Source organism: Sinorhizobium meliloti (genome assembly GCF_017876815.1).
Taxonomy (GTDB): Bacteria; Pseudomonadota; Alphaproteobacteria; order Rhizobiales; family Rhizobiaceae; genus Sinorhizobium; species Sinorhizobium meliloti.
Window position 1 is genome coordinate 746,954 of the sequence record NZ_JAGIOS010000001.1, and the last position, 23,870, is coordinate 770,823.

The 23,870-nt window shown below is 62.8% G+C and carries 23 protein-coding genes, 2 tRNA genes and 1 riboswitch; of the genes, 7 read left to right on the plus strand and 18 right to left on the minus strand.

Annotated elements, in window-relative coordinates:
- Window positions 1–38: 38 nt before the first annotated feature.
- Window positions 39–851, plus strand: coding sequence for a sterol desaturase family protein (locus tag JOH52_RS03630; protein WP_003530156.1), 813 nt, complete (start codon window positions 39–41; stop codon window positions 849–851).
- Between the two features lie 35 nt (window positions 852–886).
- On the opposite strand, the gene JOH52_RS03635 is transcribed toward JOH52_RS03630, so the two are convergent.
- The 3 genes from JOH52_RS03635 to JOH52_RS03645 all read right to left on the minus strand — a co-directional run bounded on the left by JOH52_RS03635 (window position 887) and on the right by JOH52_RS03645 (window position 2,971).
- A complete protein-coding gene (locus JOH52_RS03635) occupies window positions 887–1,720 on the minus strand; it encodes a transporter substrate-binding domain-containing protein (RefSeq protein ID WP_014528923.1) in 834 nt (277 codons plus the stop codon).
- A gap of 29 nt (window positions 1,721–1,749) precedes the next feature.
- Window positions 1,750–1,824, minus strand: a tRNA-Gly gene (locus JOH52_RS03640).
- Between the two features lie 49 nt (window positions 1,825–1,873).
- The gene (locus JOH52_RS03645; protein WP_014528922.1) at window positions 1,874–2,971 is read right to left on the minus strand and encodes a 2'-deoxycytidine 5'-triphosphate deaminase; all 1,098 of its coding nucleotides are present in this window, start codon (window positions 2,969–2,971) and stop codon (window positions 1,874–1,876) included.
- Window positions 2,972–3,046: 75 nt separating this feature from the next.
- A riboswitch (SAM riboswitch) is annotated at window positions 3,047–3,125 on the plus strand.
- A 43-nt stretch (window positions 3,126–3,168) separates the two neighbouring features.
- Here JOH52_RS03645 and JOH52_RS03650 point away from each other — a divergent pair.
- Entirely contained in the window at window positions 3,169–4,353 is a 1,185-nt protein-coding gene (locus JOH52_RS03650) for an O-succinylhomoserine sulfhydrylase (protein WP_003530162.1), read from the plus strand.
- A gap of 35 nt (window positions 4,354–4,388) precedes the next feature.
- On the opposite strand, the gene JOH52_RS03655 is transcribed toward JOH52_RS03650, so the two are convergent.
- Window positions 4,389–5,000, minus strand: coding sequence for a CDP-alcohol phosphatidyltransferase family protein (locus tag JOH52_RS03655; protein ID WP_003530164.1), 612 nt, complete (start codon window positions 4,998–5,000; stop codon window positions 4,389–4,391).
- Window positions 5,001–5,189: 189 nt separating this feature from the next.
- Here JOH52_RS03655 and apaG point away from each other — a divergent pair, with 189 nt between their 5' ends.
- Window positions 5,190–5,582, plus strand: a complete 393-nt coding sequence (gene apaG / locus JOH52_RS03660; RefSeq protein WP_003530166.1) for a Co2+/Mg2+ efflux protein ApaG — start codon at window positions 5,190–5,192, stop codon at window positions 5,580–5,582.
- Between the two features lie 16 nt (window positions 5,583–5,598).
- Here the strand turns inward: apaG and JOH52_RS03665 are convergent, their stop codons facing one another.
- The 4 genes from JOH52_RS03665 to JOH52_RS03680 all read right to left on the minus strand — a co-directional run bounded on the left by JOH52_RS03665 (window position 5,599) and on the right by JOH52_RS03680 (window position 9,402).
- Window positions 5,599–6,591: an Hsp33 family molecular chaperone gene (locus tag JOH52_RS03665; RefSeq protein ID WP_003530168.1), complete on the minus strand. Its 993-nt coding sequence runs from the start codon at window positions 6,589–6,591 to the stop codon at window positions 5,599–5,601.
- A gap of 366 nt (window positions 6,592–6,957) precedes the next feature.
- Window positions 6,958–7,869: an ornithine carbamoyltransferase gene (argF, locus tag JOH52_RS03670; protein WP_010968637.1), complete on the minus strand. Its 912-nt coding sequence runs from the start codon at window positions 7,867–7,869 to the stop codon at window positions 6,958–6,960.
- 74 nt (window positions 7,870–7,943) lie between these two features.
- The gene (locus tag JOH52_RS03675; RefSeq protein ID WP_010968636.1) at window positions 7,944–9,143 is read right to left on the minus strand and encodes an aspartate aminotransferase family protein; all 1,200 of its coding nucleotides are present in this window, start codon (window positions 9,141–9,143) and stop codon (window positions 7,944–7,946) included.
- Window positions 9,144–9,156: 13 nt separating this feature from the next.
- Complete coding sequence (locus tag JOH52_RS03680; RefSeq protein ID WP_127509046.1) at window positions 9,157–9,402, minus strand: hypothetical protein; 246 nt, start codon at window positions 9,400–9,402, stop codon at window positions 9,157–9,159.
- A gap of 151 nt (window positions 9,403–9,553) precedes the next feature.
- Between JOH52_RS03680 and JOH52_RS03685 the strand changes: the two genes are divergently transcribed.
- A complete protein-coding gene (locus JOH52_RS03685) occupies window positions 9,554–10,075 on the plus strand; it encodes a GcrA family cell cycle regulator (RefSeq protein ID WP_003530176.1) in 522 nt (173 codons plus the stop codon).
- A gap of 95 nt (window positions 10,076–10,170) precedes the next feature.
- Here the strand turns inward: JOH52_RS03685 and phoB are convergent, their stop codons facing one another.
- From phoB to phoR, 7 genes are all read right to left on the minus strand, one after another.
- Window positions 10,171–10,854 carry a phosphate regulon transcriptional regulator PhoB gene (gene phoB, locus JOH52_RS03690; RefSeq protein ID WP_003530178.1) on the minus strand — a complete coding sequence of 228 codons (684 nt, stop codon included), beginning with the start codon at window positions 10,852–10,854 and terminating at the stop codon, window positions 10,171–10,173.
- Window positions 10,855–10,964: 110 nt separating this feature from the next.
- The gene (gene phoU / locus JOH52_RS03695; RefSeq protein WP_003530180.1) at window positions 10,965–11,678 is read right to left on the minus strand and encodes a phosphate signaling complex protein PhoU; all 714 of its coding nucleotides are present in this window, start codon (window positions 11,676–11,678) and stop codon (window positions 10,965–10,967) included.
- An 86-nt stretch (window positions 11,679–11,764) separates the two neighbouring features.
- Window positions 11,765–12,580, minus strand: a complete 816-nt coding sequence (gene pstB, locus JOH52_RS03700) for a phosphate ABC transporter ATP-binding protein PstB (protein WP_003530182.1) — start codon at window positions 12,578–12,580, stop codon at window positions 11,765–11,767.
- A 13-nt stretch (window positions 12,581–12,593) separates the two neighbouring features.
- Window positions 12,594–13,916: a phosphate ABC transporter permease PstA gene (gene pstA / locus JOH52_RS03705; RefSeq protein WP_003530184.1), complete on the minus strand. Its 1,323-nt coding sequence runs from the start codon at window positions 13,914–13,916 to the stop codon at window positions 12,594–12,596.
- Window positions 13,913–15,397 carry a phosphate ABC transporter permease subunit PstC gene (gene pstC / locus JOH52_RS03710; protein ID WP_014526588.1) on the minus strand — a complete coding sequence of 495 codons (1,485 nt, stop codon included), beginning with the start codon at window positions 15,395–15,397 and terminating at the stop codon, window positions 13,913–13,915. The genes pstA and pstC overlap by 4 nt, the downstream gene beginning before the upstream one ends.
- Window positions 15,398–15,488: 91 nt before the next feature.
- A complete protein-coding gene (locus JOH52_RS03715) occupies window positions 15,489–16,523 on the minus strand; it encodes a substrate-binding domain-containing protein (protein WP_010968633.1) in 1,035 nt (344 codons plus the stop codon).
- A gap of 194 nt (window positions 16,524–16,717) precedes the next feature.
- Window positions 16,718–17,980, minus strand: a complete 1,263-nt coding sequence (gene phoR / locus JOH52_RS03720; protein ID WP_010968632.1) for a phosphate regulon sensor histidine kinase PhoR — start codon at window positions 17,978–17,980, stop codon at window positions 16,718–16,720.
- Between the two features lie 213 nt (window positions 17,981–18,193).
- On the opposite strand from phoR, the gene ppk2 reads away from it, so the two are divergent.
- Window positions 18,194–19,096, plus strand: coding sequence for a polyphosphate kinase 2 (gene ppk2 / locus JOH52_RS03725; RefSeq protein ID WP_010968631.1), 903 nt, complete (start codon window positions 18,194–18,196; stop codon window positions 19,094–19,096).
- Window positions 19,097–19,113: 17 nt separating this feature from the next.
- Here ppk2 and JOH52_RS03730 read toward each other — a convergent pair whose 3' ends face one another.
- Window positions 19,114–20,274 (minus strand): hypothetical protein, encoded by a 1,161-nt coding sequence (locus JOH52_RS03730; RefSeq protein WP_017267156.1) that lies wholly within the window; start codon window positions 20,272–20,274, stop codon window positions 19,114–19,116.
- Between the two features lie 392 nt (window positions 20,275–20,666).
- Between JOH52_RS03730 and JOH52_RS03735 the strand changes: the two genes are divergently transcribed.
- Together JOH52_RS03735 and JOH52_RS03740 are read left to right on the plus strand one after the other, a co-directional pair.
- Entirely contained in the window at window positions 20,667–21,677 is a 1,011-nt protein-coding gene (locus tag JOH52_RS03735) for an NAD(P)H-dependent flavin oxidoreductase (RefSeq protein WP_010968629.1), read from the plus strand.
- Between the two features lie 76 nt (window positions 21,678–21,753).
- Window positions 21,754–21,829: transfer RNA gene (locus tag JOH52_RS03740), tRNA-Thr, on the plus strand.
- A gap of 150 nt (window positions 21,830–21,979) precedes the next feature.
- On the opposite strand, the gene JOH52_RS03745 is transcribed toward JOH52_RS03740, so the two are convergent.
- Together JOH52_RS03745 and JOH52_RS03750 are read right to left on the minus strand one after the other, a co-directional pair.
- Window positions 21,980–22,777, minus strand: a complete 798-nt coding sequence (locus tag JOH52_RS03745) for a substrate-binding domain-containing protein (protein WP_010968614.1) — start codon at window positions 22,775–22,777, stop codon at window positions 21,980–21,982.
- A 150-nt stretch (window positions 22,778–22,927) separates the two neighbouring features.
- Window positions 22,928–23,869: a phosphatidate cytidylyltransferase gene (locus tag JOH52_RS03750; RefSeq protein ID WP_010968613.1), complete on the minus strand. Its 942-nt coding sequence runs from the start codon at window positions 23,867–23,869 to the stop codon at window positions 22,928–22,930.
- Window position 23,870: the final 1 nt, after the last annotated feature.

Genomic DNA, 23,870 nt, shown 5'->3' on the forward strand with positions numbered 1-23,870 from the left:
ATATGCTGGGCCGGATTTGATGCAACGGGGATCGATGCATGCTCTATTTCGGTCTCGCCGAACCGGTCTGGCGGCTCGCGGCCTTTGCCGCCGCCTTCGCCGCACTGGCAGCGCTCGAACTTTTTCATCCGCGGCTGGAGAGGCCGGAGCTGATGCGGGCTCTGAAGGCACGCCGCTGGATCACCAACCTGTCTATTCTCGTCCTATCCTCCCTCCTGCTTCGCGTCGCCTTTCCCGCTGCCGCCACCGGCGTTGCTATCTGGGCTCAGGGACGCGGATACGGCGTGCTCCCGGCTCTCGGCGTCGCCCCGCCGCTTGCCGGCCTGATCGCCTTTATCGCGCTGGACTTCGCCATCTGGCTCGAACACGTCGTGTTTCACAAGATACCTGTCCTGTGGCGCATCCACCGCGTCCACCATGCCGATCCCGGGGTCGACGTCACCACAGCCCTTCGCTTTCATCCCCTCGAAATTCTGCTGTCGATGATCTGGAAGAGCGCGGTCATCATTCTGCTCGGCGCGCCCGCACTCGCCGTTCTCCTGTTCGAGATCGTGCTCAATGCCGGGGCGATGTTCAACCACGCCAATCTGCGGCTGCCGAAAGCCGCCGACGGGCTGTTGCGCCACGTCATCGTCACGCCCGACATGCACCGCATCCACCATTCCGTGGAAAAGCGGGAGACCGATTCAAACTACGGCTTCAATCTTTCGGTCTGGGATCGGTTGTTCTCAACCTACGTCGCCCATCCATCGCGCGGCGACGATGGGATCGAGACCGGGCTGAAAGCCTACGGGCGCATCGAGCCGATAAAGCTCCTGTGGTCGCTCGTGCTGCCGTTCCGGCGTGGGTAGAGCGAAATGACGGGATAGCCGCGAGTGGAGCCGCCTCAATAAATCCCGTCCGGGAAATAGCGAAGATAGATCTCCTCGAGCCTGCCGCTGCGTGAGAGCGCCAGCAAAGCGTGGTCGATCGCCTGGGTCAGGGCCGGCTCGGCCTTGCGGTTCATGATCGTCAGTCCCTCGCCCAGGAAGCGCTGGGAAAAATAGGAGCCCTCCAGCATGGCGCAGCATCCCCCGGCGAGGTTGCCGGAGACCCAGAAGGACAATTGCATGCCATCGGAGAACGCGGCCGCGACGGTGCCCCCGCGAAGCGCGGAGAGCAATGCATCCCGGTCCGGAAAGCCTTTGGCTTCGAGCTTCGGGAAAAATGCCTTCAGCATTGCCTCATGCGTGGTGCCGGAGACGACGCCGACGGGCTTTCCGGCAAGATCGGCAGGACCGGCGATCGCCCCGGCGGCCTTGGTGTTGACGACGAAGCGGGCGGGCAGTTGCATGAAGGCGCGGGAAAAGGCGAAACGCTGCCTCAGCTCCGAAGTCACGGCAATGCCGGCGGCAATCGCTTCCCCTTGCCCCTGCTCGAGGGCCGGCATGAGCTCCGGATAGGTCACTGCCTGGATCTGGCACTTGGCTTCGATCTCCAGCTCACGGCATATCTCGCGGGCGAGGTCGACATGGAAGCCCGACAGCTTGCCCGACTGGTCGATGAAGTTGAAGGGCGGGAAGTCGACGGTCGTCAGGAAACGAAGCCTGGCAAGGCCGCTGAGGTCCGGCTTGGCAATCCGTTCGCGGGCATCGAACAGCCGGGGCAGTTCCTTCGGCTGCGCCAAAGCCAACCCCGGGGCGAGAACGGCCGACAGTACGAATATCCAGAGAATCCGCAGCGCTATGGCGCCTCTATGAAAGGAGGAATTGGAGCGGGTGATCGGGATCGAACCGACGACATCAAGCTTGGGAAGCTGGCGTTCTACCACTGAACTACACCCGCGACAGAACCGGAAATTTCCTCAACAGCCGTGATCTGTCAAGCACAATGCTCACTCGGCGCGAAAATGCTTGGAGAGCTTGAGCCCCTGCGCCTGATAATTGGAGCCGAGATCGAGGCCGTAAAGTCCCTCCGGACGTTCCAGCATGTGCTCGTAGACGAGACGGCCGACGATCTGCCCGTGCTCCAGAATGAACGGCACTTCGTGGCTGCGGACCTCGAGCACCGCCCGGCTGCCGCTGCCGCCGGCGGACGCATGGCCGAAGCCGGGGTCGAAGAAGCCGGCATAGTGGACGCGGAACTCGCCCACGAGCGGGTCGAAGGGCGTCATTTCGGCCGCATAGCGCGGCGGCACATGGACGGCTTCGCGGGACACGAGGATGTAGAACTCGTCCGGATCGAGCACGAGATCGTCGCGGCCGCGGCTGTAGAGCGGCTCCCAGAAGTCGAAAACGGCATGCTGGGCTTTCTTGTCCACATCGACCACCGATGTGTGATGCTTGCCGCGGTAGCCGATCAGGCCGTCCGGCCCGGTGCCCTTGAGGTCGATGGAAAGGGCGATGCCGCCGCCGGAAACGTTCGGCCGGTCGCTGGCGACGAGGACGTCGCTTTCGTGCAGAGCCAGCAGTTCCTGCTCGGAAAGAACCGAGTGGCCGATGCGGAAGCGTATCTGCGAAAGCCGCGAACCACGCCTGACTACGATCGGAAAGGTCCGCGGGCTGATTTCGAGATAGAGCGGTCCGCTGTAGCCCGCCGGAATCTTGTCGAACTCCTGCGCCCTGTCGGTAATCACGCGCGTGAAGATATCCAGTCGGCCGGTGGAGCTCTTCGGATTGGCGGAGGCCGACATGTCTGCCGGCAGCGAGAGGCTTTCCATCAGCGGCACGATGTAGACGCAGCCGGTCTCGAGCACGGCGCCTTCGCTCAGATCGACGACATGCAGCTTGAGCCGGTCGAGCTTGTCGGCGACCAGATGAGACGGGCCGGGCATGAAGCTCGCCCGGACGCGGAACGCCTTGGATCCAAGGCGAAGATCGAGGCTGGCCGGCTGGATCTGGTCATCATCCAGCACCTTTTCGCTCTTCAGCCGTCCCGAGGCATACAGCGCTGCAATTGCGCGGTCGGCCAAAATCCCTGTGTCGCGCGCCATTCCGATCCTCATTTACAGTTGCCAGACAAAACCAAACTCCGGGAATTGACGCAAGTGCGGCCAGGCAGTATTGGAGCTTTATCCCGTGGTGATTTGGCCGGTCGGCTTGCAGCCACGTTAAACAAGTAGCTAAAAAGGCCGGGTGTCAAACCGGTCGTTTCGCGGCCGGTTTTTTTGTTTTTGAAAGTGACGTTCTCATGAGCAAGAATTGGCGCCCGGCAACCCAGCTCGTCCACGGCGGAACGCTCCGCTCCCAGTATGGCGAGACCTCGGAAGCGATCTTCCTGACGCAGGGCTTCGTCTACGACAGCTCCGAAGCGGCGGAGGCCCGCTTCAAGGGCGAGACCGACGGTTTCATCTATGCACGCTACGGCAGCCCGACCAACGACATGTTCGAGAAGCGCATGTGCATGCTCGAAGGGGCGGAAGACGCGCGCGCCACCGCCTCCGGCATGGCGGCGGTTTCTGCGGCAATCCTTTGCCAGGTGAAGGCGGGTGACCACATCGTCGCCGCCCGGGCGCTCTTCGGCTCCTGCCGCTGGGTCGTGGAAACGCTGGCGCCGAAATACGGCGTCGAGTGCACCCTGGTGGACGGTCGCGATCTCAAGAACTGGGAAGACGCGGTGCGCCCGAACACCAAGGTCTTCTTCCTCGAGAGCCCGACGAACCCGACGCTCGAAGTGATCGACATCGCCGGCGTTGCCAGGCTCGCCGATCAGATCGGCGCCAAGGTGGTGGTCGACAACGTCTTCGCCACGCCGCTGTTCCAGAAGCCGCTGGAGCTTGGCGCCCATGTCGTCGTCTATTCCGCGACGAAGCATATCGACGGCCAGGGCCGCTGCCTCGGCGGCGTGGTCCTCTCCGACAAGCAGTGGGTAGACGAGAACCTGCACGACTATTTCCGTCACACCGGCCCGGCCATGTCGCCCTTCAACGCCTGGACGCTGCTGAAGGGCATCGAGACCCTGCCGCTCCGCGTCAAGCAGCAGACCGAAAGCGCCCGCCGCGTAGCCGATTTCCTCGCGGAGCAGCCGCAGGTCGCCCGCGTCATCTATCCGGGCCGCAAGGATCACCCGCAGGCCGACGTCATTGCCAAGCAGATGAGCGGCGGCTCGACGCTGGTCGCCTTCGAGCTCAAGGGTGGCAAGGAAGCAGCCTTCGCCCTGCAGAACGCCCTTGAAATCATCCGGATCTCCAACAATCTCGGCGATTCCAAGAGTCTGATCACCCATCCGGCGACGACCACCCACAAGAACCTCACCGACGAAGCCCGCGCCGAACTCGGCATCTCCGCCGGAACGGTGCGCTTCTCGGCCGGTATCGAGGACAGCGAAGACCTCATCGAGGATTTCGCAAGGGCGCTGAAGGGCGTAAACGCCTGACCGGCACCATGACGAAGCCCGCGTCAGCGGGCTCGTCAGTCTTGCCGAAAAGTCAGTCTTGCGAGAACGATCCGCGACAGCGCGGTATAGAGGCAGACGAGCGCGAAGACCGTTGCGAATAACGGGAACCACCCAGGGAAAAGGCACGAGAGCAGAAAAAAGACGATCGTCTCCGTCGCCTCTGCGAGCCCCGTCGTGAAGTAGAGCGACTTCGCACCGCGCACCGCGGTCGTCAGGGCGCGCTTCTCGGCCATCACGGCATAGGCGAGGAAGCTCGCGCCGTTGACATAGAAGGCGAAGAGCAAAAACCCGCCGGCAAGACCGTTTGCGGCCGGATCTGCGATGATGAAACCAAGTGGAACGGCGCCGTAAAAGGTGAAATCGAGAACGATGTCGAGAAAGCCGCCGAAATCCGTTTTCCGGCTCGCGCGGGCGACGGCTCCGTCAAGGCCGTCGCAGAGCCGGCTCACAAGGATCAGGGCGGCGGCAGGCAGATAAGCGCCGAGACCGATGAGCAGGGCTGCCGCAAGGCCAAGGCAAAGGCCGAGGATCGTGACGGCATCGGCACTGACCCCGCGGCCGGCCAGTGCGGCGCCGAGCCTGTCCAGAACCGGATCGAGCCGCCTGCGAAGCGCGCCGTCAAGCATAGCCGTTGCCTCCTAGATCACGATGTGATCGATTCCAAGAAGTTGGAGCGGGATGCGGGCGAAAACCGCGCACACCTTTCCTCATCCCGCTCCAGGGAATTTGATACCACTCGCACAATCTCGCCGTTATTCTTGACGAAACCATATTGCTGTAGAATACGCGTACGGATTTGAAACAGGGTGTTGCACATGTACCGCGCGCTGACACGCGACATCGAAGTGACGGTCGAGCCGTACTACCTGGAAGAACAGTCGGATCCCGACGACAGCCGCTATGTCTGGGGCTATCGCATCATCATAGCGAACCATTCCGGACTCGCGGTCCGGCTGATGACCCGCTACTGGCACATTACCGACGAGAACGGTCAGGTGGACGAGGTGAGCGGCCCCGGCGTGATCGGCGAGCAGCCGCTGCTCAATCCCGGCGATACCTACGAGTACTCCTCCGGCTGCCCGCTGGATACACCCTCCGGCGTGATGTTCGGCCATTACAGCATGGAGGCGGAAGGCGGGGAGACTTTCGATGTCGCCATCCCCGCCTTCTCGCTCGATTCGCCGGGCCTCGTCCGCACGCTTAATTGATTCAGCGCGGCTGCCGCTATTGCGGACGGACCTCGCTCGCCTCGAAGCGGTAGGTCGTCGAGCAGAACTCGCAGGTGACTTTGATCAGGCCGTCCTCGACGCTGGCTTCGATATCCTCGTTGCCGAGCCCCACCAGGACGTCCCTGATCTTCTCGCGCGAGCAGCTGCATCGATCGTAGACCGCCTGCGGCTCATAGACGCGCACGCCGCGCTCATGGAACAGACGGTACAGCAATCGCTCGGTACCGACCGTCGGATCGGTGAGTTCATCGGTGTCGATCGTCTCGACCATCACCTTGGCTTCCGCCCAGAGGTCGTCCTCGTCGAAGAAATCCTCGTCGCCCTCGTCACCACCGCCGCCCGGCAGATCCGCCTGGCGCATCCGGTCCGGCGCGTCGGGGAGGAACTGCGCGACCATGCCGCCGGCGCGCCAGCGGTGCCGCGGCTTGCCGTTCTCGTCCTTGTCGAGAAGCTCGGCAACGGCGAGGCGCACCCTGGTCGGGATCTGCTCTGACTGGCGGAAATAGGCGCCGGCGATCTCCTCGAGCGTCGCCCCGTCAAGCGCGACGATGCCCTGATAGCGCTGCGTGTGCGCACCCTGGTCGATCGTGAAGGCGAGGACGCCGTTGCCCAACAATTCATGAGGCTGGACGCGCCCGCTCTTTTCGGCGTCGGCGAGCGCCTCCTTATCATAGCGGGCATAGGCGCGGACGCGGTCCGGCGTCGAGAAATCCGCGACCACGAGATCGACCGGCCCATCGCCCTGTGTCTGCACGATCAGCTTGCCTTCGAATTTCAGGGACGTGCCGAGCAGGACCGTCAGCACCACTGTTTCCGCGACGAGCCGCGCGACAGGGAGCGGGTAATTGTGCCGTTCAAGAATGGCATCGAGCATCGGGCCAAGCTGGACGGCGCGGCCGCGCACGTCGAGTCCCTCGACCTGAAAGGGCACAACCTGATCGTCACCGGCAAAATCGAACTCGCCAAGTCCCGGCGCTGTTTCTGTCATCGCTTGCTCCTTGCCTCGACCATGATCACGCGGATCGATTCAATCCGGGACGTGGCCATGACCCATTCCAAAAACTGCATGCGGGATGCGGGCGGAAACCGCTCGCTTCCTCTTCATGTCCGATACGGCTTGCATCGAGTGCACCGGTGCGCACCGGTACAACCGTCCGCCATTCCATTTGATCCCGTCATGGACGAATTTCTCCGCCGGCATTTGCTCTGCGTCGAAGCACCCCTTGGGCGCCAAGCACGTGATAGCCGGCGTGGGGCGACTGGCCGATTTGATGATCGGAGCCCCCGCTCACCGCCCTAGATCGTGTTGCACCGTGCAGATTTCAAGAGAACGCCTCGCGCCCGCCTCCAGCCGTCAGACCGCGCCCATGCACCAGGCGAGGATCGATTTCTGCGCGTGCAGCCGGTTCTCGGCTTCGTCGAACACCACCGACTGCGGGCCGTCGATGACCTCATCGGTCACTTCCTCGCCGCGGTGCGCCGGCAGGCAATGCATGAACAGCGCGTCCGGCGCTGCATGCTTCATCAGCGCGCCGTTGACCTGGTAGGGCTGGAAGACGTTGTGACCGCGGGCGCGATGTTCCTGGTTCATCGAGATCCAGGTGTCGGTGACGACGCAATGGGCACCGGCAACCGCCTGCTCCGCCTCGTGGCTGAGCAGGACCTCGGCCCCGTTGTTGCGCGCCCAGTTCAGGAACTTGTCATGCGGTTCGGAGCCGAGCGGCACGGCCATGTTCATGCGGTAGCCGAAGCGCGCCGAGCCTTCGATCAGCGAGTGAAGCACGTTGTTGCCGTCGCCGGTCCAGGCGATCGTCTTGCCCTTGACCGGTCCCCGGTGCTCCTCGAAGGTCAAGATATCGGCCATGATCTGGCACGGGTGCGTATCGTCGGTGAGCCCGTTGATGACGGGCACGGTCGCATGCTCCGCCATCTCCAGAAGCCGGCGGTGGTCGGTCGTGCGGATCATGATAGCGTCGACGTAGCGCGACAGGACCTTCGCCGTATCGCCGATCGTCTCCGCCCGGCCGAGCTGCATTTCGGTACCCGACAGAAACAGCGTCTCGCCGCCGAGCTGGCGCATGCCGACATCGAAGGAAACACGCGTGCGGGTGGACGGCTTCTCGAAAATCATCGCGAGCATCTTGCCGGCAAGCGGCTTCTCGGCAGTCCCTGCCTTGGTCGCCGACTTGCGGACGCGGGCATCGTCGATGATGGTCCTGAGGTCGGTGGCCGTCATGGCCGAGAGATCGAGGAAGTGTCTGGTCATACTGCCTTGTTTCCTGTCGTAGAATCCGTTTGTCGACCCCGCCCGGGCCGGTTCGATCCGAAACCTTCGGACGCTCAGGCCGCGGCGTTGCCGCTCTTGCCGCTCACCGCCTCCGCGGCGCGTTCGAGCCGTGCCAGTCCTTCGCGCGCCTCGGCCGGGGTGGTGATCAGCGGCGGCAACAGGCGCAGAACGTTTTCGCCGGCCGGGACGACGAGCAGTTTCTCGGCGCGGATCGCCTTCAAAAGGTCCGCGGAGGGCACCTTCGCCTTGATGCCGAGCATCAGCCCGTCGCCGCGGATTTCCTCGATCACGTCCGGAAAACGATCCTTCAACGAAGCGAGCCCCTGACGGAAGACGAGAGCCACCTCGCGCACCTGATCGAGGAAGCCTTCGGCGAGAACGACGTCGAGCACGGCATTTCCGACCGCCATTGCGAGCGGGTTGCCGCCATAGGTCGAGCCGTGCGTGCCCGCCACCATGCCGGCGGCCGCCGCTTCCGTCGCAAGGCAGGCGCCGAGCGGGAAGCCGCCGCCGATGCCTTTGGCGACGGCCATGATATCGGGTTTGATGCCCGCCCATTCATGGGCGAAGAGCTTGCCGGTCCGGCCTACACCGGACTGGACCTCGTCGAGGATCAGAAGCAGGCCGAACTCGTCGCAGAGTTCGCGCAGCCCTTGCATGAACTCCTTCGATGCTGTCCGAATGCCGCCCTCGCCCTGGATCGGCTCGACAAGGATCGCCGCGGTTTCTTCATTGATCGCGTTCTTGACCGCGCCGATATCGCCGAAGGGGACCTGATAGAAGCCCGGCGCTTTCGGCCCGAAGCCCTCGATGTATTTCTGCTGTCCGCCGGCGGCGATCGTCGCGAGCGTGCGGCCGTGGAAAGCACCTTCGAAGGTGATGACGTGGAACTTCTCGACGTGCCCCTTGGCGAAATGATAGCGCCGCGCCGTCTTGATCGCACATTCGAGCGCTTCCGCACCCGAATTGGTGAAGAACACCCGATCGGCGAAGGTCACCTGGGTCAGCCGCCGCGCAAGGCTTTCCTGCCCCGCAATCTCGTAGAGATTGGACAGATGCCAGACCTTGTCGGCCTGCGCCTTCAGCGCCTCGACGAGATGAGGATGGGCATGGCCGAGCGAGTTCACGGCGACACCGGCAGCGAAATCGAGATAGCGCGTGCCGTCTTCGGCGATCAGCCAAACGCCTTCACCTCGCTCGAAACGCAACGGCGCGCGCAGATAGGTGTCGTAAAGCGGCGTGGTTGCGGCCATGTCGAGCTCTCCTTCATTCCGGCGGCATCGGACCGTTCGGCCCGATAAAAATCAAAAATGCCGCCTTGCGGCGGCGACAGGCACTATTCCCATTTCGCACCGCGATGTCAACAAAACCAAGGTTTGCAGGCGCTTTGCGTATACCGATTCCGAAGCGCGAAAAAATCGCACTCTGGGACTTGCAAAAATGCAACGCTCCGACAGCAAGTTGGGGAAAACCGCGAAATCGATTCGGCGCGATTCCGGCGACTCTTGCCACGGAGTCACCCTGCCGGTAGGTTAACATTCAATTACTAGACGCATGCGGCGGACCTAGTCACCAAAAGTATTATCGCGTTGAATCTTCGGGTTTTTCCCGGAGAGCGGTGACGGATTCCGCCATCCCAACGCCGAGAACGGGGAGTGCAGAGATGAACTGGACTGACGAGCGGGTCGAGAAACTGAAGAAGCTGTGGTCGGAGGGCCTGAGCGCCAGCCAGATCGCGGCGCAGTTGGGCGGCGTCAGCCGCAACGCGGTCATCGGCAAGGTTCATCGGCTGAGCCTGCCCGGGCGCGCCAAGGCCGGCGGAAGCACGGCCGCTGCAGCCCGCCCCAAACGGGCGACGTCTGCCCCGCGCGCACCGAACTACGCTGCGCGTTCCGTAACCCGCACCGTGACCCGCACGGCCGGCGCGACCGCGCTCAAGGAAGAGCTCGCAGTCGACCTGACGATCGACCAGGAGCTGCAGATCGACAGGAATATCGTCCTGCCGATGTCGCGGCGGCTGGAGCTCACGGAGCTTACCGAACGCACTTGCAAGTGGCCGATCGGCGACCCGCTCAAGGAAGAGTTCCACTTCTGCGGCAACGACTCCCCGGAAGCCTCTCCCTATTGCACCTTTCATGCCCGGCTGGCCTACCAGCCCTCTGCCGAGCGCCGGCGCATGCGCTGAGGCGCCTTGCTCATTCCGCTCTGGATGCACGACGAAAAATGGGGCCGGAAAGGCCCCTTTTTTCTTTGCCATGCCGTAAGCCGGCACCTTCGGTCTCAGCTCTCCAGCGAATAGCCCGCGCCGCGCACCGTCCGGATGACGTCGGGCATGTTGGAGAAGTTCAGTGCCTTGCGCAGACGTCCGACATGGACGTCCACGGTCCGTTCGTCGACATAGATGTCGTGCCCCCAGACACCGTCCAGGAGCTGTGAACGGGAGAAGACGCGCCCCGGTGAGGACATGAGAAATTCCAGCAGCCGGAACTCCGTCGGGCCGAGGCGCACTTCACGGCTGCGGCGGTGGACGCGGTGCGTCTCCCGGTCGAGCTCGATATCGCCGCAGCGCAGGAGCGTCGACAGAACCTCGGGCTTGGCGCGCCTGAGCATAGCCTTGACCCTCGCCATCAGTTCCGGCGTCGAGAAGGGCTTGACGACGTAATCGTCGGCCCCGGTGGCAAGGCCCCGCACGCGCTCGCTCTCCTCGCCGCGCGCCGTCAGCATGATGATCGGCAGGCGCTCCGTTTCCGGCCGCTGGCGCAGCCTGCGGCAGAGCTCGATGCCGGAAACCCCGGGCAGCATCCAATCGAGGATGAGAAGGTCGGGCAGGCGCTCCTGCAGGCGGATCTCCGCCTCGTCGCCGCGAAGGATCGTATCGACCTCGAAGCCTTCTGCCTCGAGATTGTAGCGCAGGAGAACGCTTAGGGCTTCCTCATCTTCGACTACGGCAATCTTCGGCAACATTCAGTAGGACTCCTTCCTACGCACGACAGCCGTCATGCCGCCGCGCACGGTGGTAGGCCGCGCCAAAGCGGCCGGAACAAATTCTGCATAGGCCCGGATGCCGGGCGATCTCAGTCCGTCACGGAACCCAATGTCGACGTCATGTCGTCCTTCGGCCGTTCGCCCTGCGGCTGGGCGCCTGTCGCCATGTAGTAGATCGTTTCGGCAATGTTGGTCGCGTGATCGCCGATACGCTCGATGTTCTTGGCGCAGAAAAGAAGATGCGTGCAGGGCGTGATGTTGCGCGGATCTTCCATCATGTAGGTCAGCAGTTCCCGGAACAGAGAAGTGTAGATCGCGTCGATCTCTTCATCGCGTTCGCGAATGCTGTTCGCCTTTTCCGGCGAACGGGAGGCGTAGACGTCCAGGACTTCCTTCAACTGAACGAGCGCGAGCTCGGCCAGGTGTTCGAGGCCGCGCGCAAGCTTACGCGGTATGCCCGAACCGGCGACGGCAATCACGCGCTTGGCGGTGTTCTTGCCGAGGTCGCCGACGCGCTCCAGGTCCGCGGCGATACGGATCGAACCCATGATCTCCCGTAGATCCGAGGCCATGGGCTGGCGTTTGGCAATGGTGACGATCGCCTTTTCGCCGATCTGCCGTTCCGCGTCGTCCAGAATGGTGTCGTCGGAGATAACCTTCTGGGCGAGAGCAAGATCGGAATTGACGAGCGCACGGACGGAGTCCGCGACCATCTGCTCGGCAAGACCGCCCATCTCGGAGATGCGGCGCGTGAGATACTTCAACTCTTCGTCGAAGGCGGACATGATGTGTGCGTGAGACATATTCGTTTCCTCGGGAGACGCGCTGTTCTGAATGGCTCGGTCGATCTTAAACCGGGAGGGACGGAAAAGCGCCGCCCCTCTCGCCATCAGCCGAAGCGGCCCATGATGTAGTCCTGGGTGCGCTGATCGTCCGGGTTGGTGAACATTTTGTCGGTATCGTTCTCCTCGACGAGATTGCCGAGATGGAACATGGCCGTGCGCTGCGACACGCGCGCCGCCTGCTGCATCGAGTGGGTGACGATCACGATCGTGAAATTCGCCCGCAATTCGTGGATGAGTTCCTCGACTTTCGCAGTCGCGATGGGATCGAGCGCCGAGCAGGGCTCGTCCATCAGGATGACTTCCGGGCTGACCGCGACGGCGCGGGCGATGCAGAGGCGCTGCTGCTGACCGCCGGATAGGCCGGTGCCCGGCTCCTGCAGCCGATCCTTCACCTCGTTCCAGAGCCCGGCCTTCTGCAGGCTCGTTTCCACGACCTCGTCGAGTTCGGCCTTGGTGCGTGCCAGGCCATGGATGCGCGGCCCGTAGGAGACATTGTCGTAGATCGACTTCGGGAACGGATTGGGTTTTTGGAACACCATGCCGACCCGGGCGCGCAGCTCCACCACGTCGATCGACGGATCATAGATGTCGTCCTCGTCGAGCGTGATCTTGCCGGTCACGCGGCAGTTCTCGATCGTGTCGTTCATGCGGTTCAAAGTGCGCAGAAACGTCGATTTGCCGCACCCTGAGGGACCGATCAGCGCCGTGACCGTGTTCTCGCGGATGTTGAGGTTGACGTCGAAGAGCGCGCGCTTTTCGCCGTAATAGACCGACACATCATTGCCGATCATCTTGTAAGGCACCGTATTCATTTTCTGGTCAAGAGCCTTTTCGACTGCAGCTTCCGACATGATGTTCATAGTCCTTACCCCACTACCAGCGACGCTCAAAGCGACGCCGCAAGAGAATTGCCCCGAGATTCATGAAGATGAGAAAGATCAGGAGAATGATGATCGCTCCGGACGTACGCTCGACGAAGGCACGTTCTGCCTCGTTCGCCCACATGTAGATCTGCACCGGCAGCGCCGTGGACGGCTCCAGCGGCGACCCCGGAAAGTCGACCACGAAGGCGACCATGCCGATCAGAAGCAGCGGCGCCGTTTCGCCCAGCGCATGGGCGAGGCCGATGATCGTGCCGGTCAGGATGCCGGGCATGGCAAGCGGCAGCACGTGATGGAAGATGGTCTGCATCTTCGATGCGCCGAGACCGAGTGCGGCGGAGCGGATCGACGGAGGCACTGCCTTCAGGGCCGCCCTGGTAGCGATGATGATCGTCGGAAGCGTCATCAGCGTCAGCACGAAGGCACCGACGAGTGCTGCCGAGCGCGGCATGCCCGCGAAGTTGACGAAGACGGCAAGCCCGAGGAGGCCGTAGACGATGGACGGTACGGCCGCCAGGTTGTTGATGTTCACCTCGATCAGGTCCGTCAGCCGGTTTTTCGGCGCGAACTCCTCGAGATAGATGGAGGCGGCGACGCCGATCGGCAGCGACAGAACGAGCACGATCAGCATCATGTAGAGCGAGCCGAGAAGGGCGACGCCGACACCCGCCGCTTCAGGCCGGCTCGACGCGCCGAAGGTGAAGATGCCGGTGTTGAAGCTCTTCTTGAGCACGCCGGCCTCGGCAAGTTGGTTCATCCATGCGACCTGCTCATCCTTCACCTTGCGCTTGGTTTCGTCGACCGACAGGTCGATCTGCCCCTTGAACGCGGAATCGATGTTCGCCTCCGCAAGCAGCGTGACGGGGATCGTCCTGCCGATGACCGACGGATCGGCGACGACGATGTCACGCAGCTGCGTCCGGGCGCTGGCGGAGACCATATCGGCCGCCTGCTTCACCAGCGGCCGCTTCGACGGATCGAGGCCGAGCTGCTTTACCAGGGCCTCGCGCACCAGCAGCGGATAGTTGGCGGTATAGAGTTGCTTCGGATCGGTCGCCCGTTCGTTCTTCGGATCGATCACCTTCTCGGAAAACTCGATCGGCAACGTGATCGTCGTCTGCTGGAAGGCGGTATAGCCCTTCGAAACGACGCTCCAGAGGAGAACCGCGAGGAAGAACAGACCGATGGCGATGGCGCTCATTCCGAAGGCACGGAAGCGGCGCTCCGCCGCATAGCGGCGCTTGATGCCGATATCGCGTCGGCTTGCGGCAGGTCGGGTGGAGACCCTTACCGTCGGGGAGGCAAATTCGGTCATTCGTACTGTTCCCGATATTTGCGCACAATGTAGAGCGCGTAGATGTTGAGGCCGAGCGTGATGACGAAGAGCGTGATGCCGAGCGCAAAGGCGACCAGTGTCTGCGGCGAGGTGAATTCGAGGTCGCCCGTCAGCTGATTCACGATCTTGACCGTCACCGTGGTCATCGGCTCTAGGGGGTTCAATTGCATGCGCGCCGCGACACCGGCAGCGAGCACGACGATCATCGTCTCGCCCACCGCGCGCGAGGCCGTCAAAAGCAGCGCGCCGACGATGCCGGGAAGTGCTGCAGGCAGGATCACCTTCTTCACCGTTTCCGAGCGCGTCGCACCGAGGCCGAGCGAGCCGTCACGCAGCGCCCGCGGCACCTGGGTGATGATGTCGTCGGACAATGAAGAAACGAACGGGATGAGCATGATGCCCATGACGATGCCGGCGGTGATGACGCTCTGGGCCTGGATGAAGTTCTGGTAGTTGCCGGTGACGAGACCGTTCAGTTGCGTGGAGATGTCGCGCAGGAAAGGCCCCACGGTGACCAGCGCGAAGAAGCCGTAGACGATCGTCGGGATGCCGGCGAGCACTTCCAGGAGAGGCTTGGCTGTGGAACGCAGCCGCGGGCTCGCATACTCGGCCATGTAGATGGCGGCGAAGAGCCCGATCGGCACCGCGAAAAGCATCGCCACGAAGGCGATATACAGCGTGCCTGCAAGCAGCGGCAGCAGGCCGAACTGGCCGGAGGCGCCACCGCTTCCGGCCGCAGCGAAGCGCGGGTCCCAGACCGTGCCGAAGAAGAACTCGAAGGGCGACACCATGGTGAAGAAGCGGCCCGCCTCCGAGAGCATCGAGGCGACGATGCCGACCGTCGTGAGAATGGCTATGGACGAGGCGACGATGAGCGAGCCGAGCATGACGCGCTCCACCCGATTGCGGGCACGGAAACGGACGTCGATATTGCGGATCGCATAGAGTCCGCCGGCAACGGAAACGAGCAGCACGACGGCGCTCATCAGCCAGCGGCTGTATTGCCGCATCGCATTGAACTGCTGGGCGGACTGGACCATGTAGGGCTCGCCCTCGCCGGCAAGCGCCACGCCCTTGGAGGCCAGGACTTCCCGCATGTTGGTCGAACCGTTCTCGATAGCAGCGAGTTCGTCCGCACTCAGGCGCTCGAAGCCCGCGGCCACGGACTTGACCTGACCGAGCGCGAGTTGAACGGTGGCTGCCCCCTGGTTCTGGACCGGCTCCGGAAGAGACGAACGAACGGTGTAATCGATATAGATCGGAGCGGCGATGAGCCATACCGCAAGCAGAAGAAGAGCCGGCAGCATCGCCCAGATGGCGACGTAGCTGCCGTGATATCCGGGCAGGGAATGCAGGCTGGCGAGCTTGCCTCCGGACCGGGCGAACGAGCGGGCGCGGCCGGCAAGAAACGCAATGAAACCGATCAAAGCGATGATCAGGAGAAGGAGCGAAGTACTCATCGGCACGTCTCCGCGACAGGCTTGTCGTAAGCCCCGGCAAATTCGAAAAGAATGCGGCTCCGGCGCTGCGAAGCGCCGGAGCCTGTCATGATCAGAGCAGGTTGCCTGCCTCGAAGGACGTGCGGATTTCCTCGCGCTCGGCGTCCGGAGCGGCGACGAGGCCGTATTCGGCGAGCGGGCTGTCGGGGCCGATCATCTGATCGTCAACGAAGAATTCGACATATTCCTTGAGACCCGGAATTACGCCGATGTGAGCCTTCTTAACGTAGAAGAACAGCGGGCGGGAAACCGGATACTCGCCGGAAGCGATCGTCTCGGTCGAGGGGACGATGCCGTTGACGGTCGCGACCTTCAGCTTGTCGGCGTTGTTTTCGTAGAAAGAGAGGCCGAAGACGCCGATGCCGTTCTTGTTCGAAGCGATGCGCGCCAGCGTTTCGGTGTAGTCGCCGTCGATGTCGACGGCCATGCCGTCCTTGCGTACGGCCACGCACTTGCTGAACTGCTGTTTTTCATCGCTGACGGCGGCCTTGATGACGTCCTGAGCGCCGGAGTCCTTGCAGCCGGCAGCAAGGATCTTCTCTTCGAAGACTTCGCGCGTGCCGTGCTTCTCGCCCGGAATATAGGCGGCGATTTCGGCGTCCGGAAGCGAAGCGTCGACTTCCGACCACTTCTTGTAAGGATTGGCGACGAGCTTGCCGTCGACGACGATTTCGGCGGCGAGCGCCTTGTAGAGGTGCTCCGGCTTCAGGGCGAGGTCGGCATTGCCGGCGTCGGTGGCGAAGACGATGCCGTCGTAGCCGATCTTCACTTCCTGGATCTCGGTCACGCCGGCAGCCTTGCAGGCCTCGACTTCGCTGTCCTTGATCTTGCGGGAAGAGTTGGCGATATCGATCGTGTCTTCACCGACGCCCTTGCAGAATTCCTTCAGGCCGGCAGAGGAGCCGCCGGACTCGACAACCGGCGTCTTGAAGTCGGGGAACGTCTCGCCGAAGTTCTCGGCAACGATCTTGGCATAGGGAAGAACGGTCGAGGAGCCGGCGACCTGGATCTGGTCGCGAGCCGCTGCAACGCCCGCGAAGGCGGCGGATGCAACCAGCGCCGCTACTGTGAGTTTAAGAGATTTCATGAATGTTCTCCCGGGATGGGCTTGTGTTGGTGCGCCAGGGTTCAGCGCTCTCTTCGCCGTTTCATCGGCCGCCCCTAGTTAGCCGCCGATGGCTACAGCTTTTATGTCAGTTCGGTGAAACATTTATGACAGTCTAACATGCTGAAAATGCGGCATGATTTTCTCGGCGCAACATTTCAGCGCGGCGTCGTGTGTCAGAAGCGGACCTTGAAGACCGTGCCCTTCCCCACCTCCGAATGGATGAGCAGGCGGGCGCGGTGACGCGTGAGGATATGCTTGACGATCGCAAGGCCCAGGCCGGTGCCTTTCTTCGACCGGCTCGCCTCGACATTGACCCGGTAGAAACGCTCGGTGATGCGCGGGACATGCTCGGCAGGTATTCCCGGACCGTGGTCGGTAACCGTCACCTCCGCCTGGTGACCATTCCCGCCGGTCAGCCGCACATCCACCTGCTTGCCTTCCTGCCCGTATTTGCAGGCGTTTTCGATCAGGTTTTCGAAGACCTCCACCAATTCGTCCCGATCCCCCTGGACGAAAACCGGAGTCTCCGGAACCTCCAGCGCGATCGTCACGTCGAGTTCGCCCGCAAGCGGCGCCAGGCTGTCGCGCACGTGTCCGAGCAGCGGCCCGAGATCGACGGCATCGTCCGGCGCGATGTGCGACTTCAACTCGAGGCGCGACAGCGACAGGAGGTCGTCCACGAGCCGGCTCATGCGCGTGACCTGCTCGTGCATGATGCCGAAGAATTTCTCCTGGGCCTTCCGGTCGTCGCGGGCAGGGCCTTGCAGCGTCTCGATGAACCCGCGCAGCGATGCGAGCGGCGTGCGCAGCTCATGGCTGGCATTGGCGACGAAATCGGAGCGCATCCGGTCGATGCGGCGAGCCTGCGAGATATCGCGATAGGTCAGCAGAAAGATGCGCCGGCCGGAAACGTCGGAGCCGATGTCCACGGGCGCGACGCGAACCACGTAGACCGCCTCCGAAGGCAGCCTTTCCGCATGCTCGATCTGGTTGACCTTGCCTGTCGCGATCGTCTCGCGCACCATGTCGAGAATGCCGGGCGAACGGACGCGGGCGGAAAGGTAGCTGTCCTGGGGGATAGTTCCGAAGGCCTTCTCTGCGGCGGCGTTCTGGAAGACGACGGTCTCGTCGGCCGCCACGACGAGCACCGGCATGTCGAGCGCGTCGAGCAGGGGAGCAAGCGGGTCGGCCTTGGTTTCCACAGCAGCGCCGACGCTCGCCGGCGCTGTCTGGACGGGCGGCGCTCCCCGGTTGAGGATGGCCGCGACGAGCACGATCCAGAAAGGCAGGACGGCCAGCGGATGGATGCCCGCGAGTGCGGCGAGGAAGGCGAGCACGACGGACAGGCCGAGAAGCCCGCGCTCCGCCTTCAACCTCGGCAGCAGGGTGCGCCAGAACACCTTCGCGCCATCCAACACGATATCCTCGTTCCTCAATTCGCTGCCTCCTGCACCTCGACGACTGCTGCTGATCCAGCCAGCGGCTCGGATGTCGCAGAAGTGAGGACAACCGCCTCAAAGCCTCCTTCCGAATCCGGCCATAAGGGCGCAGAGATAGCGTTGCTTCATGACATGATTTTCACGACATGCTTGAATCCGCAATGTAATTATGGCCTCCTCCGGAGAAATCGAGCGAGCGGGAGGAAGCAGATGGCACTCGACGAAGCACCGGCCGAAGCAAGGCCGGGGAGCCGGGCGGTCGAACTGGAGATCGACGGCAGAAGCCGCATCTTCGACATCGACGATCCGGACCTGCCGAAATGGATCGACGAGGAGGCCTTCCGCTCCGACGATTACCCCTACAAGAAAAAACTCGATCGGGAGGAATACGAAGAAACGCTGACGAAGCTGCAGATCGAACTGGTCAAGGTCCAGTTCTGGATGCAGGCGACCGGCAAGCGCGTGATGGCGGTCTTCGAGGGACGCGACGCTGCCGGCAAGGGTGGTGCGATCCACGCGACGACGGCCAATATGAACCCCCGCTCCGCGCGCGTCGTCGCACTGACGAAACCGACGGAGACCGAACGGGGCCAGTGGTACTTCCAGCGCTATGTCGCAACCTTCCCGACCGCCGGCGAGTTCGTCCTTTTCGACCGCTCCTGGTACAACCGCGCCGGTGTCGAACCGGTCATGGGCTTTTGCACCCCCGACCAGTACGAGCAATTCCTTAAAGAGGCGCCCCGCTTCGAGGAGATGATCGCGAACGAGGGCATCCATCTCTTCAAGTTTTGGATCAATATCGGCCGGGAAATGCAACTGAAGCGCTTCCATGACCGGCGCCACGATCCGTTGAAGATCTGGAAGCTTTCGCCGATGGACATCGCGGCGCTGAGCAAGTGGGACGACTACACCGGAAAACGCGACCGTATGCTGAAGGAAACGCACACGGAGCACGGGCCATGGGCGGTCATCCGCGGCAACGACAAGCGCCGCTCGCGGATCAACGTGATCCGCCACATGCTGACGAAGCTCGACTATGACGGCAAGGACGAGGCGGCGATCGGAGAGGTCGACGAAAAGATCCTCGGCTCCGGCCCCGGTTTTCTCAGGTGATTCCGACGCGCTGACGATCAGCCGCCCGGCTGCACCCGGATCGCAAAGAGATCGAGGCTGTTGCCGCCGCCGCTGAGATCGCTGTTGATCACCAGTTTTCCAGGGCTGCTGGGTGCCGAGCCGCGCTCGAAATTGACCTTCAACAGCATGTCGACCCGCTCGTCGTGCACGGTGAAGCGGTGCCGGCCGCAGTCGCCGAGCGTTGAGAAATCGCATTCGACCGAGAATTCGGTCGCCTTGCCGGGGGCCGCCTGAACCGTCAGGGCGAGTGTCGACGACTTGCCCGACAGCTGGGCAAGGACATCCGTGGGAATTTCGATCGCGACATCGCCCTCCTTGGCGGCCGCTGCCGAGATCAACCGCAGGCGCTCGCCTGCATCACCGTCGAATGGTTCCGCGCTGGCGCGCGGCCCCGGCGTTACCGCCGCAGTTTCTCCGGGAGCAAAGACCTCTATCCAATCGCCGGAGAAACCTTCCTGGGCGCCGAGGGTCTGCAGGCCGGCCACGCCGTCGAAATCCTCCGCATTCACCGTCGCGGGCGGATTGGCGACGCCGGTGTCCGTCGGCGGCCGGAGCAGGTCGTTCGTCTGAACCCACCAGACGGCGACCCCGGCCGCCGCGGCAAGCGTCGCGACGATCATCGCATAGGAGAAGAACCGGCTGCGCCTGCGCTTGCGCGGACGCTGGCCGGCGACGCCCACTTCGGGGGCAGACGGGGCAGGCTTGCGCACGGTTTCTATTCTTCCCTCGTCCGCCGCCGCTCTGAAAGCCGCCGGCGGACCGTCGCGTTCGGGACGCAAAGCGCCGAGCCCGCCATCCGCCTGTGCAGGCGGGCTTCCCTCCGGCTTCGGCGCCGGCTCGCTCCGTGGCGCGGCGGGTGCTGGCGCTTCGGGAGCGCGCTCTACCCTATCGCCCCTTGCCTTCACCTCGCCAAGGCTCACCACCGGAGTCTGAGCGCGCTCCTTCAGGGCGGCGCGCTCTTCCATCTCGATCGCGCGGATGACCGCTTCGAGCCGCTGACGTTGCACGGAGATGACCTCCGGATCTTCGATCTGCTGCTTCTGCAGACCGTTTTCCAGCGCCTGGCGCGCCGACTGATAGATGCGCGCCCGGATCTCCGCATTGCTTCGATCCGATCTTTCCAGCGCATTCCTGATCGCTGTCTCAAGTCCGCTCACGTCAAATCCTTCTGCGCGAAGTCTTCCGGTTGCCGCAATGCGTGGCCGGATGTGCCTTTCTCGCGACGAGCCCCGCCTCTTCCCGTCACACGCCGTTGGTTTTATTAAGGATTGGGTAACCGCTGCATTGCGAATCTGCAAGTGCAGCCGCGACTTCGGCCGGTGTTCCCCAGGGAAAACATAGGCGAGCGTGGCCGAATTGCCGGAGCACGCACCGCTTTGCGGTATCGCGGCGTCTTATCGGAGGCGCAAAGGTCGCCGTTGTCTTCGGGTTGCTGCGTGTCTTTCCGAACCGATGGACTTCAGGAAGCATGCAGTAGGCAAGCGCGTCCGTTGCTGCTATCAGTTTTGACGTTTACGAGAACGTCAAAGTTGGGATGGAGATTTTTTCGATGTCGTTGCCGCCAATCCTTTCCGGGAAAACGAGGCTGCCGGTCATAGGGGCGCCGCTTTTCATCGTCTCGCATCCTCGGCTGACGATCGCACAATGCAAGGCCGGCATCATCGGCGCCTTTCCGGCGCTCAACGCCCGCCCGCAATCGCAGCTCGACGAATGGCTGGCGGAAATCACCGAGACGCTGGCCGATCACGATGCCGGACACCCTGAGCGCCCGGCGGCACCCTTCGCGGTGAACCAGATCGTACACAAATCGAACGCCCGGCTCGAACAGGACCTGATGCTTTGCGTCAAGTACAAGGTTCCGATCGTCATCTCCTCGCTCGGGGCCGTGCCGGAGGTGAATGCCGCCATCCATTCCTATGGCGGTGTCGTTCTCCACGACGTCATCAACAACCGCCATGCGAATTCCGCGATCCGCAAGGGAGCAGACGGGCTGATCGCAGTCGCGGCAGGCGCAGGCGGCCATGCGGGAACCCTCTCGCCCTTCGCGCTCGTCCAGGAAATACGCGCCTGGTTCGACGGGCCGCTTCTGCTCTCGGGCGCGATCGCCACCGGCGACGCAATCCTCGCGGCGCAAGCAATGGGCGCCGACATGGCCTATATCGGTTCCCCCTTCATCGCCACGGAAGAGGCCCGCGCGAGCGCCGCCTACAAGCAGATGATCGTCGACAGCGACGCCGCCGATATCGTCTATTCCAATTACTTCACCGGCATTCACGGCAATTACCTTAGAGCGTCGATCCTTGCCGCCGGAATGGACCCGGCCAACCTGCCGGAAGCCGACCCCTCCAAGATGGACTTCGGCACGGCAACGGAAGGCGCCAAGGCATGGAAGGACATCTGGGGCTGCGGCCAGGGGATAGGCGCCGTGCGCGAAGTCGGCACCGTCGCCCGCCTTGTCGACCGGCTGGACCAGGAATACGACGCCGCACGGGCACGCCTCGGCTTCGCTTCCAGTGCCGAAGGGCGGCCGGCCCAGGAATTTTCAAGTTCTCGAAACTGATGGCTTGAAATCTCGCCGCTTTGCGTTTATCAGCGCCTCACATTCGTTCCGCGGCTTTCGCGGAACCGCCCCAAGGGCCGCTTTAGCTCAGTCGGTAGAGCACATCATTCGTAATGATGGGGTCACGTGTTCGAGTCACGTAAGCGGCACCATTTTTCTGGAACTCGCAGCCCGAGGAATCGGAAGACTCGGCAATTCGCCGATGTTGGCTGGGCAGTAATCCCGACGGCGCGTGCCGCCGGGCGTTTTCGGAAGCTCGATCACTTCGCTGTTTCGATGATCGTATTCCCCCAGATATAGGGTCAGCGTACCCAACCTTCACGGGACATGATCTTCTGCGCCTCATCGGAGATCAGATAATCCAGAAACGCCTTTGCATCGGGATCGGCGTCGGGGGCCAGGGCCACGCTGAGGTCGCGCCATATTGCGCGATCGCTCGACAGCGGCACCGCCTCCAGGGTGTCGGGGTTCGAAAGCGGCCAATTCGGCCAGGTGATCCAGGCGTCTGCATCCAATGCTTTGAACGCCTTGAAGCTTGCGCCGGAGCCCTGTTCGAAAGCGACGATGTTGCTGCGGAAGGCCGCGACATCCTCCAGCCGGCCAAGACGCCCCGCGATATCCTCCCACACACCCGTCCCCGACGTGTTGGCGACGCCGGCTCCTTCGGTTACGACGATTTTCGTCCCTTCCGCCAGAAGGTCCTCGAATTTCATGATCCCCTTGGGATTGCCCGCTTTCACCGCAATGACTGCCGGACGAAGGTATATCGGCTCGACCTGATCCGATGAGAAGCCCTTATAGGTTTCGAGAAAAGCGGTCATCGCCTGTTCGGACGTGCCCCAGATGACATCCGCATCGCCCTGCGCCTTTTTCGACCATGTCTTCTCCGGTCCGGCGGTGATTTCGACCTTGCGGCCCGTCTCCTTCGTCCAGACATCCGCGACTTTCCGGATGGCGGTGTCCGGACCGCCCGCACCGTAAAGACGGATCACCCCGTCCTGTGCATCGCGGCTGATCGAAGGGTCATGGAGTGCGGTATCCTGCGCCGAAGCAGGCATGGCAAGGACAGTCGTCAGAACAATCAGAACTGCAATTCGCACGGGCTTCTCCTTGTTGTCCGTAGTTGACCGCCACATCATTCAATGGGCTGAAGCGGCAGGAGAAACGACTGTTCGAAGGGCGCAATTCTTCCCTCAAGGAGGAACACGAAACCGTGATCCGCCGTCACACCAGAGCGGCATTTCACCGTCTCAGGTATAAAAATACCGCGTCAGGTGGAAAAAAACCGGGGCCGCGAAGCTCAGCGAATCCATGCGGTCGAGCACGCCGCCATGACCGCTGATCATCGAGCCCCAGTCCTTCACGCCCATCGAGCGCTTCACCGCCGAGAGCGCCAGGCCGCCGAGGAAGCCCATGGCGACGATGGCGAAGGCCATCGCGGCCGCCTCCAGCGGCGTGAAGGGCGTTATCCACCACAAGGCCGCGCCGGCAGCCACGGCCGAAAGCCCGCCTCCGGCAAGTCCCTCGACCGTTTTCGAGGGGCTGACGACCGGTGCGACCTTCGTCCGGCCGAAAAGCTTGCCGAAGACATACTGCATGACATCGCTGAACTGCGCGATTGTGATGAGGAAGAAGAGCAGCAGGAAGCCTTCGCCCGCCCGGCCGGGGATGTCGAGCGTCAGCAGGGCCGGTGCGTGGCTGATGCAATAGACGGTCAGCATAAGGCCCCACTGGATTCGCGAGACGCGCAGCAGGAACTGCTCCGTGTCGCCCTTGAGCGCGGAAAGGCTCGGCAGGAGGAGGAAGCCGTAGACCGGTATCAGAATGGTGAAAAGCGCATACCAGTCGATCGAGATCAGCCAGTATTGCAGCGGCAGCAGAACGTAAAAGGAAGCAACGAGCGGCAGGTGATCGGCGGCACGCGTCGGCGTCAGCGAGACGAACTCGCGCAGCGTGTAGAAGGAGGTGAGAGCAAAAAGCACGAGCGTGACGCCGCGACCGAGAGTGAAACTCACCGCGAAGATGGCGATCATCACCCACCATGCCCTGATACGGGCATTGAGATTGTCGATTGTCGCCCGCCCCGTTTCGGACGTCGCGCGGCGCGCCAGCACGAAGCCGATCAGCGATGCCGCTCCGAGAAGAGCGGCTATGCCGGCAAAGAGGATAAAGAGTTTGTCGTTCAAGGACATG